The organism is Sulfurihydrogenibium sp. (genome assembly GCF_027448985.1).
GTDB lineage: Bacteria > Aquificota > Aquificia > Aquificales > Hydrogenothermaceae > Sulfurihydrogenibium.
The window spans coordinates 1-15,627 of the sequence record NZ_DAIDMN010000023.1 but is presented as its reverse complement, the minus strand read 5'-3'; the positions used below and the strand labels follow the sequence as shown (position 1 = coordinate 15,627).

Here is a 15,627-nt window from a genome sequence, read left to right as displayed (position 1 = left end):
GGTAGTTTTACTTTATGATACCACTGGAGGTTTTTTATTTCATCTTTTTTTCGAATTGGAAATTAGGGTTATGATATTAATTATGGATTATGAGAAAATATATGGTTTTTTCATAAATGTGTGTTATTATTAATAACAATTACTATTTAGGAGGAGTAAAATGTTAAAGAGATTAATCTTAACTGTTGTGCTGATTTTTGGAGTTAGTTTTGCTTCACCGACTGAATTAATAGGTAAAAATTTTATTGATTTTTATGGGAAAGATGAAAGTGGAAAGGTGGTCAAAGCTTCTCAGTACCTTGGTAAAGGTAAACCGGCTGTTATCGTTTACTGGGCTATTGGTGATGTTGATACTTATAAAGTACTTCCGCAGATAAACAAACTTTACAAAAAGTATAAAGATAAAGTTATATTTATAGCTCCTTTACTAAGTGTTTCTGATGAAAAAGAAGTTAAAGAGGCTAAAAAAATGATACCTTTGGATATTCCTGTGTGGCTTGCCGGAAGTGATTCAATAAAGGCTTACTCTATAGAAAAGGTTGACGTTCCTTATCTTGTGTTTGTAGATAAAAATGGAAAGATAGTTGAAATTATGACAACCGCAAGAGATATAAAAAAAATTGAGGAAAATATTAAAAAACTGCTATGATTGATATTAAACTGATAGCTGTTTTAGGAAGTTTTTTAGCCGGATTGGCGACTATTGTAGGAGTTATTCCTATTCTTTTTGGAAAGAGGATTTCTTCAAAAATGCAGGATATTCTTTTAGGTTTCAGTGCGGGGATTATGTTATCTGCTTCTTTCTTTTCTCTTTTGAATCCGGCTATAGATTTGGCAAACGGCATTTTTGAAAAATTTATGGCTATAACTGTTGTGACTTTTGGAATGACTTTGGGGACAATGATTTTTTTGTTAGTGGATAGGTTTATTCCTGATGATTACTTTATAAAAGTGTACGATAATTCAGATGGAAAAGTCCTTAAAAAAATGTGGCTTTTTATAATTGCTATTACTGTTCATAACTTTCCGGAAGGTATGTCTTCATCGTTGGGATTTTTGACAGGGGATGTAGGAAAAGGAATTTCCCTTGCTTCTGGTATTGGTATCCAAAATATACCGGAAGGTTTGGCTGTTGCATTGGCTCTTTTTGTGAACAATTTTCAAAAAAAGGATGTATTTTTAATTACACTGTTGACAGGTATTGTTGAACCAGTTGGTGGTGTATTGGCGGTAATTTTATTTTCCATTTCTCACTATATCTTACCTTTTGGGCTTTCGTTTGCGGCTGGAGCTATGTTGTTTGTAGTAAGTAAAGAGATGATACCACAAACTCACAAAAAGGGATATGAAACGCAGGCTACAATTGGACTTATGATAGGTTTTATTTTAATGATGATTTTAGATAACCTTTTTGCATAGGAGAATAGCTATGGAAACTTTAACATATGTTTTTCTTGGATTGTTAGGTTTATGGTCAGTCTACTATATAACCAAGAGAATTAAAAACGAAACAAAAAAAGGGAAATGTGCTGCATGTAGTTTAAGCGATGCCTGTGATAAGAAAAAATGAGAAAATTTTCTATACTTTTAGCTTTATTTTTGTATATTATCTTTATAGTTGAGGCTGTTACCGGATATTGGGTTCAAAAGCCAAGAGAGATAGGAGCTCTGTTTTTCAACATCATTGATAGAAGAGATGCATATATTATTCATGGATACATACTGCCGGTTTTACTCTACGCTTTGATTGTATTTCATACAACATTAACCTTAAAAAGATTTTTTAATTTTTATATCGTCGTTGGATTAAATATTTTAATTTTTTTGTTATTAATGATTTTACATTTTATTTGAGAGGTTTCCAATGAAACGGAGAGAGTTTATAAAGATTCTTGGATTAACTTTTTCCCTTTCACATTTATCGTTGGCTGGTGTTTTGGAGTATTTTAAGAAATCAAAAAATGAGCTTCCTCCTCAAGGAAAGTACACACCTATGGAAAAGCTTTTTATAGTTGATATTAAAGGTGTACCTTCCGATGTAAAAACTTTAAATATAAAGGATTATAGACTAAGAATTTTTGGAGATGTTAGTAAACCTTTATCCTTAAGTATAGATGAAATAAAATCTTTAAAATCTGTTGAAAGAGAGATTATTCTAGAATGTGTTTCTAACGTAAGGGGAGATAAGATAGGTAGGATAAAAGTAAAAGGTGTTCTTTTAGAAGATTTGCTATCTAAAGCAAATCCAGATAAAAATGCAAAAGAGGTTGTTTTTAGATCTTTTGATGGATACCACACCAGTGTAGAAATTGAATATGTGAAAGCTTATCAACCTATCCTTGTATACGCAATTAACCAAGACGAGGATGGAAAAATAATGAAAGAGCTTTCATTGGACCATGGGTATCCTTTAAGGGTGGTATGTCCAGAGAAGTGGGGATACAAATCGGCAAAGTGGATAAAGGAGATAGAAGTTGTTAGTTATGATTATAAAGGATACTGGGAAAAATCCGGATGGAGTGATAGAGCTCTGAGAAGAGTTGATTATTTCGATGTTAAATAAAAGGGGCTGTTTAAAGCCCCTTCTTTAAGTTTATAGTTGAGGTTTTGGTGTTTTTGGTGTTGAAGGTGGTAATACAGGTACTTTCAATGCATCTTCCGGTATCTTTCCTGTTGTAGAGTCTAAGAATGCTACAATTTTATCTATCTCTTCGTCAGTTAATGTGATTCCAAGCTGAGTTTCTCCCATTATTTTTACAGCTTCCCTTATGTCCCAAACTTTTCCATCGTGGAAGTAAGGGTAAGTTCTTGTTACGTTTCTTAACGATGGGACTTTGTACACGTATTTATCTTCCTCGTTTTTGGTTACGTTGTACCTTCCAAGGTCGTTAGGGTCTTGATATGGATATGGTTTTACAACTCCAAATTTTTGGAACATCGTTCCACCTATTGCTACACCGTTGTGGCAAGAAGCACAACCTTTCTCCATAAACAGTTTTAATCCTTCTTTCTCTTTTTGCGTTAAGGCTTTTGTGTTTCCTTTTAAAAATTCATCGAATCTTGAAGGTGTTACAAGGGTTCTTTCAAATGCTGCAATCGCTTTTGCTACGTTATCGTAGTTAACAGGGTCTTTGTCGTTAGGAAATGCTTTTTTAAACTCTGCAACATAGCCTTCTATGGTTTTAAGTCTTTCTATTACAAGATTTGGGTCAGGCATTGACATTTCAAGTGGGTTGAGTATTGGACCTTTTGCTTGTTCTTCTAAGTCTTTAGCTCTTCCGTCCCAGAATTGAGCAATGTGGAATCCGGCATTTAATACTGTTGGAGCGTTTTTTCCACCTGTTTGGAATTTGTGTCCTAAGGATGTTTCCACTCCGTCAACTCCATAAGTTGCAAGGTTGTGGCAAGTATTACAGCTGATTACTCCACTTAAAGAGAGTCTTGGGTCGTAGTAGAGCATTTTCCCAAGTTGGACTTTTTCTTTTGTTGTTGGATTGTTTGATGGAGCCGGAATCTCTTTTGGTAATGGCTGGAAGTAATTTTTAGCTTGATTTAAAAGGTCTTTATCGTTGATTTTTTGTTGTGCAACGGTGTATCCGGCTATTGAACCAACAGCTACTAATGCAGATAAAGCCATAACCGACAACTTCTTCATGAAAAACCTCCTTAATAGTAATTATTATTAATAAATATAACAGATAAAACTAAACATGTCAAGATATTAAGGATAAGGTTATGTTTGACTGATTTTCTTTAATTGTTTTTATTTATTCAATCTATAGTTTCTTCTTCATCTTGGTCAAACTCAAACTCTATCTCTTTTTTGGGTGCAACTGTTGTTATTGCATGTTTGTATACCAAGACCTGTCTTGGTCCTTCTTTTAGAAGTATTGTGAAGTTGTCAAAGTATTTTATTTTTCCTTCTAGTTTTACACCATTGACAAGGTAAACATCGCATCTAACCTTTTCTTTTCTTATAGTGTTTAAGAACTTTTCTTGTAATCTGTTTTTTGCTTCTTTTGCCATTTTTTCCTCCTTTTTAGTGTAGTGCAACTTCAAAAAGTTTTTTAGCTGTATCTACAATGTAATCTTTTTTTAGTAATCCTTCTTTCCATCTGTCTGGAATAGACTCTTCTGAATTGTAGCATCCGGCAAATGCTCCGGCTATCAATCCAATGCTGTCCGTATCACCACCGTAGTATCCGTAAGAGTTTGCTGCTTTTATTATAATATTTTCTGTATCGTGAGGTGTCTTTAAGAATATAAACAATGCCTGCGAAAAGGCTTCTAAAACATAGCTACCGTTTCCAAGCTCGTTGATAGCTTTTTCATAATCCGCATCTTCTTTTAGAAGATTCATAACTTTATTTAAGTAATGTTTTGTCTCATTTTTGAAAGTGAAGTTTTTTAAATGTTTTATGAAATACTCATTTTCATCAGGAAGGTAGAATTTTTCCTGAGATAACTCTGACAAGGCAACACATATTACGGATGCCACGTCTAAGACATACTCATTTCTTGTGGTTAACATACAAACCGCTTTTGCTGCTTCTACTGCTAAGTATGGATTTTTGTAGTGGTAAAGTCCTATTGGAATAGCTGGAAGAGCATGGTCTATTGTAGAACCACCTTTATCTATATCTTGACCTTCTAAAATTGAGTGTATCGCAAGTAAAAAGTGAGGATCTACATAGGTGTGGATTTGTGAACTTTCATACCATTGAATGTATTTTTCTATTATGTCTTTAATATCAATCATCTTTCTATCCACTATCGATTTTGCAACTAATAAAACTATTTCAAACTCACTTGTGTTTTCTCCTGGTCTTAAAAAGTAAGATGGTGAAGATGGATGAGGTATCATCAAATCTTTTACAGGTTCGCCATAAAACTCTATAACTTCATCTATTGGCAGTTCTTCTACCATCATACCAAGGCTATCACCTATGGCAGCACCAAGGAATGTTCCTACGAATTTATTTTCCATTACTCTTTTCCTTCTGGTCTTAGAGTAGGGAATAAAATAACCTCTCTTATAGAAATACTGTCTGTAAGCATCATCACAAGTCTATCTATTCCTATTCCTTCTCCAGCTGTTGGTGGAAGTCCGTATTCAAGGGCTGTTAGAAATGTCTCGTCAACATCCATAGCTTCTTCATCTCCCATCTCTTTTTCTCTTATCTGTTGTATGAATCTTTCTCGTTGGTCAAATGGGTCATTAAGCTCCGTATATGCATTGGCAAGTTCTTGTTTGTTGATTATAAGTTCAAACCTTTCCACCAGGTCAGGGTCGTTTCTATGGGTTTTTGCAAGAGGAGAGAGTATTTTAGGAAAATCTATTACGAATGTAGGTTGAACTAAATCTTCTTCAACAAAATGTTCAAATAGTTTGTCTAATATTTTTAGGTGAGTTAAGGTTTCTGCTTTTGGTATTCCAACTTCTTTTGCAAAGTTTTTTGCTTTTTCAAAATCTAAGAAAAACTCTTTATCTTTACCTGTTTTTTGTTTTAACGCTTCAAAGAAAGGAAGTCTTCTAAATGGCTTTTCAAAATCAAGTTCTACTCCTTCCCATTTTATTTTTAAGGTTCCAACAGTGTCTAATAGAATTTTTCTAAAAAGTTCTTCCGTTAGGTCCATAAGGTCGTTGTAATCAAGGTACGCTGCGTAAAATTCAACCATAGTAAATTCCGGATTGTGGGTTGTATCTATTCCTTCGTTTCTAAAGTTTCTTCCTATCTCAAAAACTCTGTTGAAACCACCAACCACAAGCATCTTAAGGTACAGCTCAGGAGCTATCCTTAAATAAAGGTTCATGTCAAGGGCGTTGTGGTAAGTTATAAAAGGTTTTGCTAACGCTCCGGATGCTACCGGTTGTAGTATAGGAGTTTCAACCTCTATAAAACCTTTACTTTCTAAAAATTCTCTTAGACTTTTTATAGCTTTTGACCTTATTTTAAAAATATCTCTTGATTTTTGGTTTGCTATAAGGTCTAAAAATCTGTATCTGTACCTTTCTTCCACATCTTTAAGTCCATGCCATTTTTCAGGAAGAGGTCTTAGAGATTTTGATAGAATTTGCCACTGATGGACTTGGACTGTAAGCTCTCCTGTCATAGTCCTAAAAAGTTTACCTTTAACACCTATTATATCTCCTATATCTATTAAATCCATCGCTTTTTGGTAATTTTCCTGACCTAATACATCTGCGTTGAAATATACCTGTAATTTACCATCTGCATCTTGAATATGTCCAAAAGCTGCTTTACCTTGGTCTCTTAGGGCTATTAACCTTCCTGCTACAGATACTTCTTTTTCTTGAGGGTCTTTGTCGTACTTTTGTTTTATGGTAGATACATCCTCTCCTTTTTCTTCAAAGTACACTTCATCTGCTAATAAAGTTAACTTTCCATCTAACCTTTTTAACTTTCCTTTGAAAGATGCTGTTGTGTTTGGTGAAAGCTTTTCTTTTTGAGGAAACACTACCTGAATTTCAAAATGTCCGTTTAAATCTTCAAACCTTATCACATAATCGTTTTCTTTTTTTGATACTCTTTTTATCTTACCTTTTATTATTATATCTGTGTCTTCCGGCTCAAACTCTAAGCCTTCTCTTACGGATTTTAAGTCCGTTGTTATCTGAAATTTATGAGGGTATGGATTTATACCTTCTTCTTGCATCTTTTTCAATCTTTGTAATCTACTTTCCAAAATCTCTTCGGACATAAAAACCTCCGGAAATATTATTTAAATATAAATTTTATCACGATTTAAAGGTTGACTTTTTAAATTTTTTTCTTCATATTTATAATCAAAAAATTTGGTGGTGGATTATGATGAAGGATTTAGAGAGAGAAAAGATTATTCAGTATTTCAACTATAACATATCGTTGGAACACTCTGCAATTATACAGTACCTTTTCCACGCTTACACAGTAGGAGAAGCGGAAACAGAAAATGAGCTTGAAGAGATAGCCAGAGAAGAGATGAGACATCTTAGAATGTTTGCCCATAAGGTGGTGGAGCTTGGAGGAGACCCTGCCATTTCCGAGAGAGCTGCTGTTTTTCTTCACGCTCCAACCTTGGAAGATTTGATGCAACTTAACATTGATGCGGAGATTATGGCTATAAATGAGTACTCAAATCAACTGAAAGACATATCCGATGAATCCGCAAAGAGGATTTTAAACAGGGTGATAAACGATGAAACAGCCCACAGTAAAATATTTCAAAAGATGAAAGAAAACCTCAGAAGTATGATAAAAGATAGTAGTTCACAAAAAGAGCAAGAGAGAATACAAATAGCCCAACTTTTAAATGAGATTCTCCAAAGGCAGTATAAAAAGATTTTAGAGGAACTCTATCAATCTTTTATAACAAGGTTTAAAAATCCTCATCTAAGTGATGAGTTAGAACAAAAAGCCATTGATAAAATGAAACACTTTGGATGGATAGCTGAGGAGTTATCTGAAAAAGGTTATGAAATAGATGTATCTCTTCCATCGGTAGAAAAAGTAAAAGAAGAAAAAAGTATTATTAACTATAATCAAAGTGAAGAACAAAAAAGTCAAGAAGAGTTTTTGTCTTTATCTCAAAAAGCTGAAAATCCAGATTTAAGATGGATTTTAGAGAGAATTGCAAAAAGAGAAATACATTACACAGATTTGAAAAAGTTTTTAGATAACAATAATTTATCGGAAAAAGACTACAGTAAAATTATATCTGCTTTTACAGTAGGGAGCTTGTTTAAAAGAGGCAGCTAAATGGCTGCTCCCTTTAAAACCTCTTCACAAGAACAATCAAGCTTATCCGGAAGTCTTTCTATAAAATCAAGGATAATTTTTTTGATATCTTCTGTTTTTTCTTTCATCGTTTGGATAACTTCATCAGATGTTAACCTTTCTTCTGATATTCCAGCTGCAAGGTTTGTAACTATATTGATGGATGCAAAATGAATGTTTAACTCTCTGGCAAGGACTATTTCCGGAATTAAAGTCATACCGACAACATCTCCACCTAATAAAGACAACATCTTTATTTCAGCGGAAGTTTCTAATCTTGGTCCTTCTGTTGCCACATAACAACCCTTAAAATGATGTCTGTATCCTTTTTCTGTACATATGTTTTTTAAAAGTTGTCTCATAGATGAGCAAAAAGGATTTGTAACATCTATATGAACTACTTTTTTATTTGTTAAATATTTCTTAACATCATCATCGAAGGAAGTATCGTCTTCTTTTGATAAAACTCCTTCATAGAAGGTAGATAGTCTTGTTTTAGTAAAATCAATAAATTGGTCTGATATTACAAAATCTCCGGGTTTTAACAGAGGATTTATACCTCCAACAGCAGATATCGACAGTATTTTATTTACTCCAAGTTTTCTAAAACCCCATATATTTGCCCTGTAATTTATCAAATGAGGAGGATATTTATGACCTCTTCCATGTCTTGGAAGAAAAATTGCTTCTCTTCCTTTATACTCTGCAACTATATATTTGTCTGAAGGCTCTCCAAAGGGAGTTGATACTGAAACTTCTTTTAAAATTTTCAAACCATCTATATCGTATAGACCACTTCCACCTATTATTCCGAGCATCAAAAAATCTCCTTATTTTGATTCATAGAAAAGGTATCTACCACAGTTGGGGCATCTTAAAAGGTTTTCTGTTTTCAGCAGTTCTGTGAAAACTTTTGGAGGGATAACCATATAACATCCGGTACAAACCTGGTCATCAACTACAGCTATTACCTTTGTTTTAACTTTTTTCTTGATGTTTTCATACTGAGCAATATCCTGAGGTTTTAAATGTTTTATTAACTCTTCTCTTTCTTTAGTAAGGTTTTGAATCTGATTATTTAGTTCTTCTATCTCTTTTTGTTTTGATTCTATCTGATTTTCTATTTCTTGAATTTTTTTATCTCTTTCTTTTTCAAACTCTTTTATTTTCTTACTAATGTTTTCTATCTCTTCCATAATGTTTATAATTTCGTCTTCTAAATGAATAATTGATTCTTCAGCTTGAGCTTTTTCTCTCAAAAGAGCTTTGTACTCATCGTTACTTTTCACTGTGTTGAGTCTATCTTCTATTTTCTTTATTCTCTGTTGAAGGTCTTGAATGTCAAGCTCTTTTTCTTTTTTAGTAAGTTCAAGTTGTTTTTTTTGGATTAATATTTTTTCATATTCATCTATAACTTTTTGTTTTTCTTCCTGAAGATGTTTTATTTCAGTAGGGATTTTCTCTAATCTTGATTTAACCTCTTCTATTTTTTCATCTATTTCCTGTAGTTTTAATAGATTTCGTGCTGTGATACTATCCATAGATACCCCGTTTAAGATTAATAATGGGCCCGGAGGGACTCGAACCCCCGGCCGGACGGTTATGAGCCGTCTGCTCTAACCAACTGAGCTACGGGCCCTTCTTTTTGAGAGTAATAATATATAACATTTTTTAAGGGTTGTCAATCTAAAAAAATTATATTATAATAACTTTTACTTAAGGAGGTGTTGATATGAGTAAGTTATTGAAATTAGTTATTTTTTTGGTAACAACTTTAATTTATAACTCAAACGCAGAGTTTTTAAATCAGGGCGAAGTTTCTGAAAATGTGGAAGTAGTTGTAAAGAATAACAAATCGTTGAAGGATTTGGAAAATTTTCTATCTAAAACCGACGAGGTAACGTTGGAAGTAAAGCTGAAAGAAGAAAAAGAGATTATTTTAAAATCCAAAAAGAGAGAGATTGAAAAATACCTTGAAAACGGGAAAAACATTTTACCTTTCGTTGTAAAAATTTTGATTGAACATAATCTTCCAAAGGAACTTGCCTTTATTCCTGTTATTGAAAGTCATTATATAAACGGTTTAAAATCACCAAAAGGAGCAGCCGGAATATGGCAGCTTATGCCTACAACTGCAAGGAATCTTGGGCTTGTTGTGAACAACAAAGTGGACGAAAGGTTAGACCCAGTTAAATCTACATTAGCAGCTGTAAAGTACTTAAAAAACTTATACAACACGTTTGGAGATTGGAAATTAGTTTTGGCAAGCTACAATGCTGGACACAATAAAGTTGTAGTGAAGACCAGTTATCATGGAAACTCTTTTGCAAGTATAAGAAAATATTTACCAAAACAAACTCAAGATTATGTGATTAAATTTTTGGCGATTGTTGAAGTTGCAAAGTCAATAATGGAAGAGAAAAAATTGCATAAAACGGAGCCTTCATACGAAATAGTTAAGGTTAAAGGTGGTTATAAGTTGGATAAAATCGCTTTATCTCTATATTTACCAAAAGAAAAATTAATATCTCTCAATCCACACTTTTTGAAAAAAGAAATTCCGGATGATGGTAAAGAGTATAACCTTTATGTACCACAAGGTTATGGTAGATTAGCTGATGCAATATTAAACAACGAGTCGTGAAAATTTACGTAGGTAATAGCTCTTATCCGGAATACTTTGTTTTAAAAAATTCTTTAGATAATGCAGTATTTATAACCGACAATGAAAAAAAGGCAAAAGAGTGTTTTCTGAATTTTTTAGCTTACAAAGAGTTTTTTAGTGTTGATAAGGAAATTTTATTTATTCCTTCTTCTAAAGATGTTCTTGATTTAGAAAGTCAAATAGAGAGAAATTATGCTTTAACAAGATGGATAAAGGGTGAAGTTTCCATAATCGTTTTTTCAATAGAAGCATTGGACATTAAGTTAAGAACTTTTGATGAATTTTGTAAATCTTTAATAAAGATAGAAAAAGGTAAAGAGATAAACAGAGAGGAATTTGTAGAAAACCTGTTAAAATCCGGATACATAAAAGAGGATTATCCGGAAAACGAAGGAGAGTTTAGTGTAAAAGGAGGGTATATATCTATAAATATTCCAAAGATTGGAATTGTAGATGTAGATTTTTTTGGAGATGAGATTGAAGGTCTGTATTTAAAATCTAAACTTTTTACAAGAAAAGAAATAAACAACATAACAATCTATCCACTTTACGATTTTGAAGTAGCATCCCAAAATCCATTAAAGTTAAAGGACGAACCGTACGCTTATCTAAAAGATTATTTATCGGGAGAGATTTACACTGTAGATGTTTTTGAAGATTTAAATCAAAAATCATCTTTTTTTAGTAATTTGGTGAGTAAAAGTATCGGAACAACAAAAGACGTTGATGAATCTTACACAGTTTACAAAATACCATTAAAGAATGAGCTTGTTTTAAAAGAAGAAAAATTAGCATTTTTGCCAGAAGTAGAAAATAAAAACTTACAACTTGATGTAGAACCCATAAAAGAAGGTGATTACATAATCCATGAAGAGTACGGTATTGGAATTTTTAGAGGAATAGAGACAAGAGAGATAAGAGGCAAAGTTTACGACTTTATGATTCTCGAATACGCAGAAGGAGAAAAGGTATTTGTATCCTACCTTCATTTTGATAAAATTCACAAATACAAATCTCAAAGCGTTATAAAGATAGATAAAATAGGTGCTCCTTCTTGGAGAAATCTTAAGAAGAAGGTAAAAGAGTCTTTAAGAAATATTGCAAGACAACTTATTAAAATTTATGCAGAAAGACAGTCTATAAAAAGACCGCCGTTGGAAGTTGAAAATGAGCTTATAGATAAGTTCGAAAGAGAATTTCCTTACATAGAAACACCAGACCAAAGTAAGGCTATAAAAGATATCAAAAAAGATTTAATGAAAGATAAACCTATGGAAAGACTCATATGTGGAGATGTAGGATTTGGAAAAACAGAGGTTGCTATAAGGGCTACCTTTATTCATGCTGTTAACGGGTACCAAACTCTTATCCTTGTTCCAACAACCGTTTTGGCTTATCAGCATTACATAAAGTTCAAAGAAAGATTAGAAAAGTATGGATTAATTGTAGAAAATCTATCAAGATTAAAATCAAAATCTCAGCAGTTAAAGATAGTTGAAGATTTAAAAAATGGGAAAATAGATGTTATTGTGGCAACCCATAAAGGATTAAGTGAAGAAGTACAGTTTAAAAATCTTGGATTACTTATAATAGATGAAGAGCACAGATTTGGAGTAAGGGCAAAAGAGAAAATAAAACAGATAAAAAAAGATGTTGATACACTGTATCTAACAGCAACACCTATCCCAAGGACACTTAACATGGCACTATCCGGATTAAAAGATATATCTGTTATAAACACTCCTCCTGAAGGAAGGTACGAAGTAAAAACTTTTGTTTCACCTTTTGATGAAGAGGTCTTAAAAAAAGCTATAGAATTTGAGCTAAAAAGAAAAGGTCAAGTATTTTATATACACAATAAAGTAGAGACAATTAGCGATACAGCTAATTACATTAAAAGTCTTTTTAAAAATGCAAATGTAGATTTTGTCCATGGTCAGATGAGACCTTCTGAAATAGAAAAGAAAATACTTTCATTTATAGAAGGTAAAGTAGATATTTTGGTAGCCACTTCTATAATAGAAACAGGAATAGACATACCTACCGCAAACACTTTGATAGTAGAAAGAGCTGACCTTTTTGGACTTGCACAGCTTTATCATTTAAGAGGAAGGGTTGGAAGAGGGAATATTCAAGCTTACTGTTATCTTTTTGTTCCAAATCACATTTCAAAAGACGCTCAAAAAAGAATAGATGCAATACTTAGATTAACAAGACCAGGTTCTGGATTGAAAGTATCTATGGAAGACCTTCAGATAAGAGGACCTGGAAACATACTTGGTGTTGAACAAAGTGGTTTTGTTAAATCAGTTGGATTTGATATGTATGTAAAACTACTTAAAGAAGCTATAAAGGAAGAAAAAGGAGAAAAAGAGTTTGAAACTCAGATAGAGGTAGATTTTGACTACTACATTCCTCAATCTTTAATAAAAGACCCTTCAGAAAGATTAAACATATACTTAGCCATTTCTAAAGCAGAAAGTTACGAAGATATAGATAAAATCAGGAAATATCTAAAAGAATTTTATAACGACATTCCTAAGATTTTCAACATATATCTTACTTTAGAGAAAATTAAAAGAGTACTAAGTGAGATGAAAATTCAAAAGTTCAGTGTAAAAGAAAATATAGGATATTTAGGATTTTCTAAGGAAACCTTTCCTGAGGTTGTAAGCAACTTAATCAAACATTTAAAACCTTACAAAATAGATACTTATGGCATTTACTTTAATCTAAGTACAGAAGATTTAGAAAAAATTTCTTCTATATTTGAAAATACGCTAAAAAGCGTTAAAATAGAATAGAAAAAAATTAAGGATTAAAAATGTATAACCTTACCATTGAAGAAGCTACCTTTTTGGTTGTTGATTTGGAAACAACAGGACTTAGTCCTTCAAATAGTGAAATTATAGAGATAGCAGCTTTGAAAGTGGAAGGTGGGGTTATTGTAGATAGATTCCACACTCTTGTAAAACCTACTTTGGGGTTTATTCCGCCATATATAACAAAGTTGACAGGAATAACCAATGCCCTTGTCGTTGATAAACCTACCATTGAAGATATATTTCCTCAGTTTTTAGAATTTTCAAAAAACTCAATAATAGTAGCCCATAACGCTCAATTTGATTTATCTTTTCTAAATGCGGTTTCATATCAAATAACAGGAAAGTTAATGCAAAATCCGGTTTTGTGTACTCAAACGTTGGCAAAGAGGCTTTTTCCAGATGTTCCAAGTAAATCTTTGGTAAACTTGGCTTACCATTTTAATATTCCATATCGTAAAAAACACAGAGCTTTATCTGATGCTGAGGTTACCTTTGAGTTGTTTAAAAAGATGATAGATTACCTTTACAGGTTTAATATAAACAAAGTTATAGATTTAGTTAGACTTTCAAACGGAAAAGACTTAAATCAAACATCAAAAAGGAGAAGGTATGTTTAAGGTAGGTGTAATTGGATGTGGAAATATGGGAGAGGCTATAGTAAAAGGTTTAATTGAAAAGTCTGGCATAAAATCAACGGACATAATAGTAAACGATATAAACAAAGAAAGGCAGGATTACATAATTCAAAAGTACAACACAGCCGGTGCTGATATTAAAAAAGTGGTAAATCTATCTGAGATTGTGTTTTTGGTTGTTAAGCCTAAGGATTTGGATGATACACTAAATCCTGTAAAAGATACATTTAAAGAAAATCAGATTTTAGTTTCCGTTTTAGCTGGAGTGAAGATACAAAAGATAAAAAATTTAGTTGAAAAACCCTTGATTGTAAGAATAATGCCTAACACACCAGCTTTGATTGGAGAAGGGGTAATAGGTGTTTCTTTTGAAAGAGAAACAGAAAAAAAAGAGGAAGTAATAAATCTGTTAAAAGGTTTAGGGGAAGTTTTTGAAGTAAAAGAGGAACTGTTAGATGTAATAACTGGGTTATCTGGAAGTGGGCCTGCTTACGTTTTTACATTTATAGATGCTCTTGCTCAAGGTGGTGTTAAAATGGGTCTTTCTTACCAAGATTCTTTAAAGATGGCAGTTCAAACTGTTTTAGGTTCTGCAAAACTCCTCAAAGAAACCTCAGAACATCCGGCTGTTTTAAGGGATAAAGTAACTTCTCCTGCCGGAACAACCATTTACGGACTTCACGAACTTGAAAAAAGAAACTTTAAAGATGCTATTATATCAGCGGTAGAAAAGGCTACGGAAAGAAGTAAGGAACTATCAAAATAACTTGATAGCAATCTCATTTAACACCATTAGCCCTTTGGGAAGTAGTGAAAATCTATTATTTTTAATCTCTCCAAATCCTTCCTTTACAAGCTTTTTTACAATATCTTTATCGTTAATCAGGGAAAGGTCTACTCCTGATTTTAACCTTAAAGAAAGAAATATCAATTCTTCTCTTTTTTTGTCTTGGGTTAAATACTCTTTAAATTTGATTGGTTTGATACCATTTTCCACCAAATCAAAGTATTCGTTGATATTTTTGGTATTTCCAAACCTTAAATTTTCCACATAGGACCAAGCGGATATTCCAATACCAAGGAAGTTAACATCTGTCCAGTAAAACAGATTATGTTTACATTCGTAACCTTCTTTTGCCCAATTTGAAAGTTCGTATCTTTTAAAACCTTTACTTTCTAAGTAGTTATCTATAAACTCAAACATCTTTGATGAGGTTTCTTCATCAGGAAGGTTATAACTTCCGTTTTTTACTAAAACTCCTAAAGGTGTATCTTCGTAAGCTGTAAGCATGTATCCGGATATATGAGTGATAGGTAAAGAGGTGTATATTTCCAAGTCTTTTTCTAAATCTTTTAAAGTTTGACCTTGAATACAGTATATAAGGTCTAAGTTTATGTTATTTATTCCGGATTTAAGGCAGTCTTCTACTGTTTTTATCGTATCAGTCGGTTTATGATCTCTTCCAAGAGAAAGAAGATTTTTTTCTAAAAAAGATTGATTACCTATACTAACTCTGTTTACTCCCCAATCTTTTAAAATTTTAAAATCTTCGTATCTGTATGTTTTAGGATTTACTTCTATCGTAATTTCCGGATTTTCTACTGTTTTGAAGTTGTTTCTAATAAATTTTATAAAATCTACCAAAAGCTGAGGTTTCAAAGTAGAAGGAGTTCCACCACCAAAATAAATAGTTTGTAAATACTAACTTATTTATAAAAAGTTT

Annotated in this window: 17 protein-coding genes and 1 tRNA gene; 10 read left to right on the top strand and 8 right to left on the bottom strand. The window is 32.5% G+C overall.

What is annotated here, in order from left to right; genetic code table 11:
- Positions 1 to 160: 160 nt before the first annotated feature.
- The 5 genes from NE054_RS03330 to NE054_RS03310 are packed head-to-tail and all read left to right on the top strand — an operon-like array spanning position 161 to position 2,563.
- Positions 161 to 649, top strand: a complete 489-nt coding sequence (locus NE054_RS03330; RefSeq protein WP_297888479.1) for a TlpA disulfide reductase family protein — start codon at positions 161 to 163, stop codon at positions 647 to 649.
- Complete coding sequence (locus tag NE054_RS03325) at positions 646 to 1,419, top strand: ZIP family metal transporter (protein ID WP_297888477.1); 774 nt, start codon at positions 646 to 648, stop codon at positions 1,417 to 1,419. Before NE054_RS03330 ends, NE054_RS03325 begins: the two co-directional genes overlap by 4 nt.
- Before the next feature lie 10 nt (positions 1,420 to 1,429).
- On the top strand, positions 1,430 to 1,570 hold the full coding sequence (locus tag NE054_RS03320) for a hypothetical protein (protein ID WP_297888474.1): 141 nt from the start codon (positions 1,430 to 1,432) through the stop codon (positions 1,568 to 1,570).
- Positions 1,567 to 1,854, top strand: a complete 288-nt coding sequence (locus NE054_RS03315; protein ID WP_297888471.1) for a hypothetical protein — start codon at positions 1,567 to 1,569, stop codon at positions 1,852 to 1,854. Before NE054_RS03320 ends, NE054_RS03315 begins: the two co-directional genes overlap by 4 nt.
- Positions 1,855 to 1,864: 10 nt before the next feature.
- Positions 1,865 to 2,563 (top strand): molybdopterin-dependent oxidoreductase, encoded by a 699-nt coding sequence (locus tag NE054_RS03310; RefSeq protein ID WP_297888468.1) that lies wholly within the window; start codon positions 1,865 to 1,867, stop codon positions 2,561 to 2,563.
- A 30-nt stretch (positions 2,564 to 2,593) separates the two neighbouring features.
- Here the strand turns inward: NE054_RS03310 and NE054_RS03305 are convergent, their stop codons facing one another.
- The 4 genes from NE054_RS03305 to lysS all read right to left on the bottom strand — a co-directional run bounded on the left by NE054_RS03305 (position 2,594) and on the right by lysS (position 6,723).
- Positions 2,594 to 3,655 carry a cytochrome-c peroxidase gene (locus NE054_RS03305; protein ID WP_297888466.1) on the bottom strand — a complete coding sequence of 354 codons (1,062 nt, stop codon included), beginning with the start codon at positions 3,653 to 3,655 and terminating at the stop codon, positions 2,594 to 2,596.
- A gap of 116 nt (positions 3,656 to 3,771) precedes the next feature.
- Complete coding sequence (gene hfq, locus NE054_RS03300; protein WP_297888464.1) at positions 3,772 to 4,026, bottom strand: RNA chaperone Hfq; 255 nt, start codon at positions 4,024 to 4,026, stop codon at positions 3,772 to 3,774.
- A gap of 13 nt (positions 4,027 to 4,039) precedes the next feature.
- Entirely contained in the window at positions 4,040 to 4,987 is a 948-nt protein-coding gene (locus tag NE054_RS03295) for an ADP-ribosylglycohydrolase family protein (protein ID WP_297888461.1), read from the bottom strand.
- Positions 4,987 to 6,723 (bottom strand): lysine--tRNA ligase, encoded by a 1,737-nt coding sequence (lysS, locus tag NE054_RS03290; protein ID WP_297888458.1) that lies wholly within the window; start codon positions 6,721 to 6,723, stop codon positions 4,987 to 4,989. The genes NE054_RS03295 and lysS overlap by 1 nt, the downstream gene beginning before the upstream one ends.
- 110 nt (positions 6,724 to 6,833) lie before the next feature.
- Between lysS and NE054_RS03285 the strand changes: the two genes are divergently transcribed.
- On the top strand, positions 6,834 to 7,760 hold the full coding sequence (locus NE054_RS03285) for a ferritin-like domain-containing protein (protein WP_297888455.1): 927 nt from the start codon (positions 6,834 to 6,836) through the stop codon (positions 7,758 to 7,760).
- Here the strand turns inward: NE054_RS03285 and mtnP are convergent.
- The 3 genes from mtnP to NE054_RS03270 all read right to left on the bottom strand — a co-directional run bounded on the left by mtnP (position 7,757) and on the right by NE054_RS03270 (position 9,417).
- A complete protein-coding gene (mtnP, locus tag NE054_RS03280; RefSeq protein WP_297888452.1) occupies positions 7,757 to 8,596 on the bottom strand; it encodes an S-methyl-5'-thioadenosine phosphorylase in 840 nt (279 codons plus the stop codon). The genes NE054_RS03285 and mtnP overlap by 4 nt on opposite strands.
- Positions 8,597 to 8,608: 12 nt before the next feature.
- Positions 8,609 to 9,319 (bottom strand): C4-type zinc ribbon domain-containing protein, encoded by a 711-nt coding sequence (locus NE054_RS03275; protein WP_297888449.1) that lies wholly within the window; start codon positions 9,317 to 9,319, stop codon positions 8,609 to 8,611.
- A 24-nt stretch (positions 9,320 to 9,343) separates the two neighbouring features.
- Positions 9,344 to 9,417 (bottom strand) — tRNA-Ile (locus NE054_RS03270).
- A 93-nt stretch (positions 9,418 to 9,510) separates the two neighbouring features.
- Here NE054_RS03270 and NE054_RS03265 point away from each other — a divergent pair.
- From NE054_RS03265 to proC, 4 genes are read left to right on the top strand one after another with little or no spacing between them, the layout of a single operon-like run.
- On the top strand, positions 9,511 to 10,422 hold the full coding sequence (locus tag NE054_RS03265) for a lytic transglycosylase domain-containing protein (protein WP_297888448.1): 912 nt from the start codon (positions 9,511 to 9,513) through the stop codon (positions 10,420 to 10,422).
- Positions 10,419 to 13,247 (top strand): DEAD/DEAH box helicase, encoded by a 2,829-nt coding sequence (locus NE054_RS03260; protein WP_297888447.1) that lies wholly within the window; start codon positions 10,419 to 10,421, stop codon positions 13,245 to 13,247. The genes NE054_RS03265 and NE054_RS03260 overlap by 4 nt, the downstream gene beginning before the upstream one ends.
- 20 nt (positions 13,248 to 13,267) lie before the next feature.
- Positions 13,268 to 13,885, top strand: a complete 618-nt coding sequence (locus NE054_RS03255; RefSeq protein ID WP_297888444.1) for a 3'-5' exonuclease — start codon at positions 13,268 to 13,270, stop codon at positions 13,883 to 13,885.
- Positions 13,878 to 14,669, top strand: a complete 792-nt coding sequence (proC, locus tag NE054_RS03250; protein WP_297888441.1) for a pyrroline-5-carboxylate reductase — start codon at positions 13,878 to 13,880, stop codon at positions 14,667 to 14,669. The genes NE054_RS03255 and proC overlap by 8 nt, the downstream gene beginning before the upstream one ends.
- Here proC and hemW read toward each other — a convergent pair.
- On the bottom strand, positions 14,661 to 15,593 hold the full coding sequence (hemW, locus tag NE054_RS03245; RefSeq protein WP_297888481.1) for a radical SAM family heme chaperone HemW: 933 nt from the start codon (positions 15,591 to 15,593) through the stop codon (positions 14,661 to 14,663). The genes proC and hemW overlap by 9 nt on opposite strands.
- Positions 15,594 to 15,627: the final 34 nt, after the last annotated feature.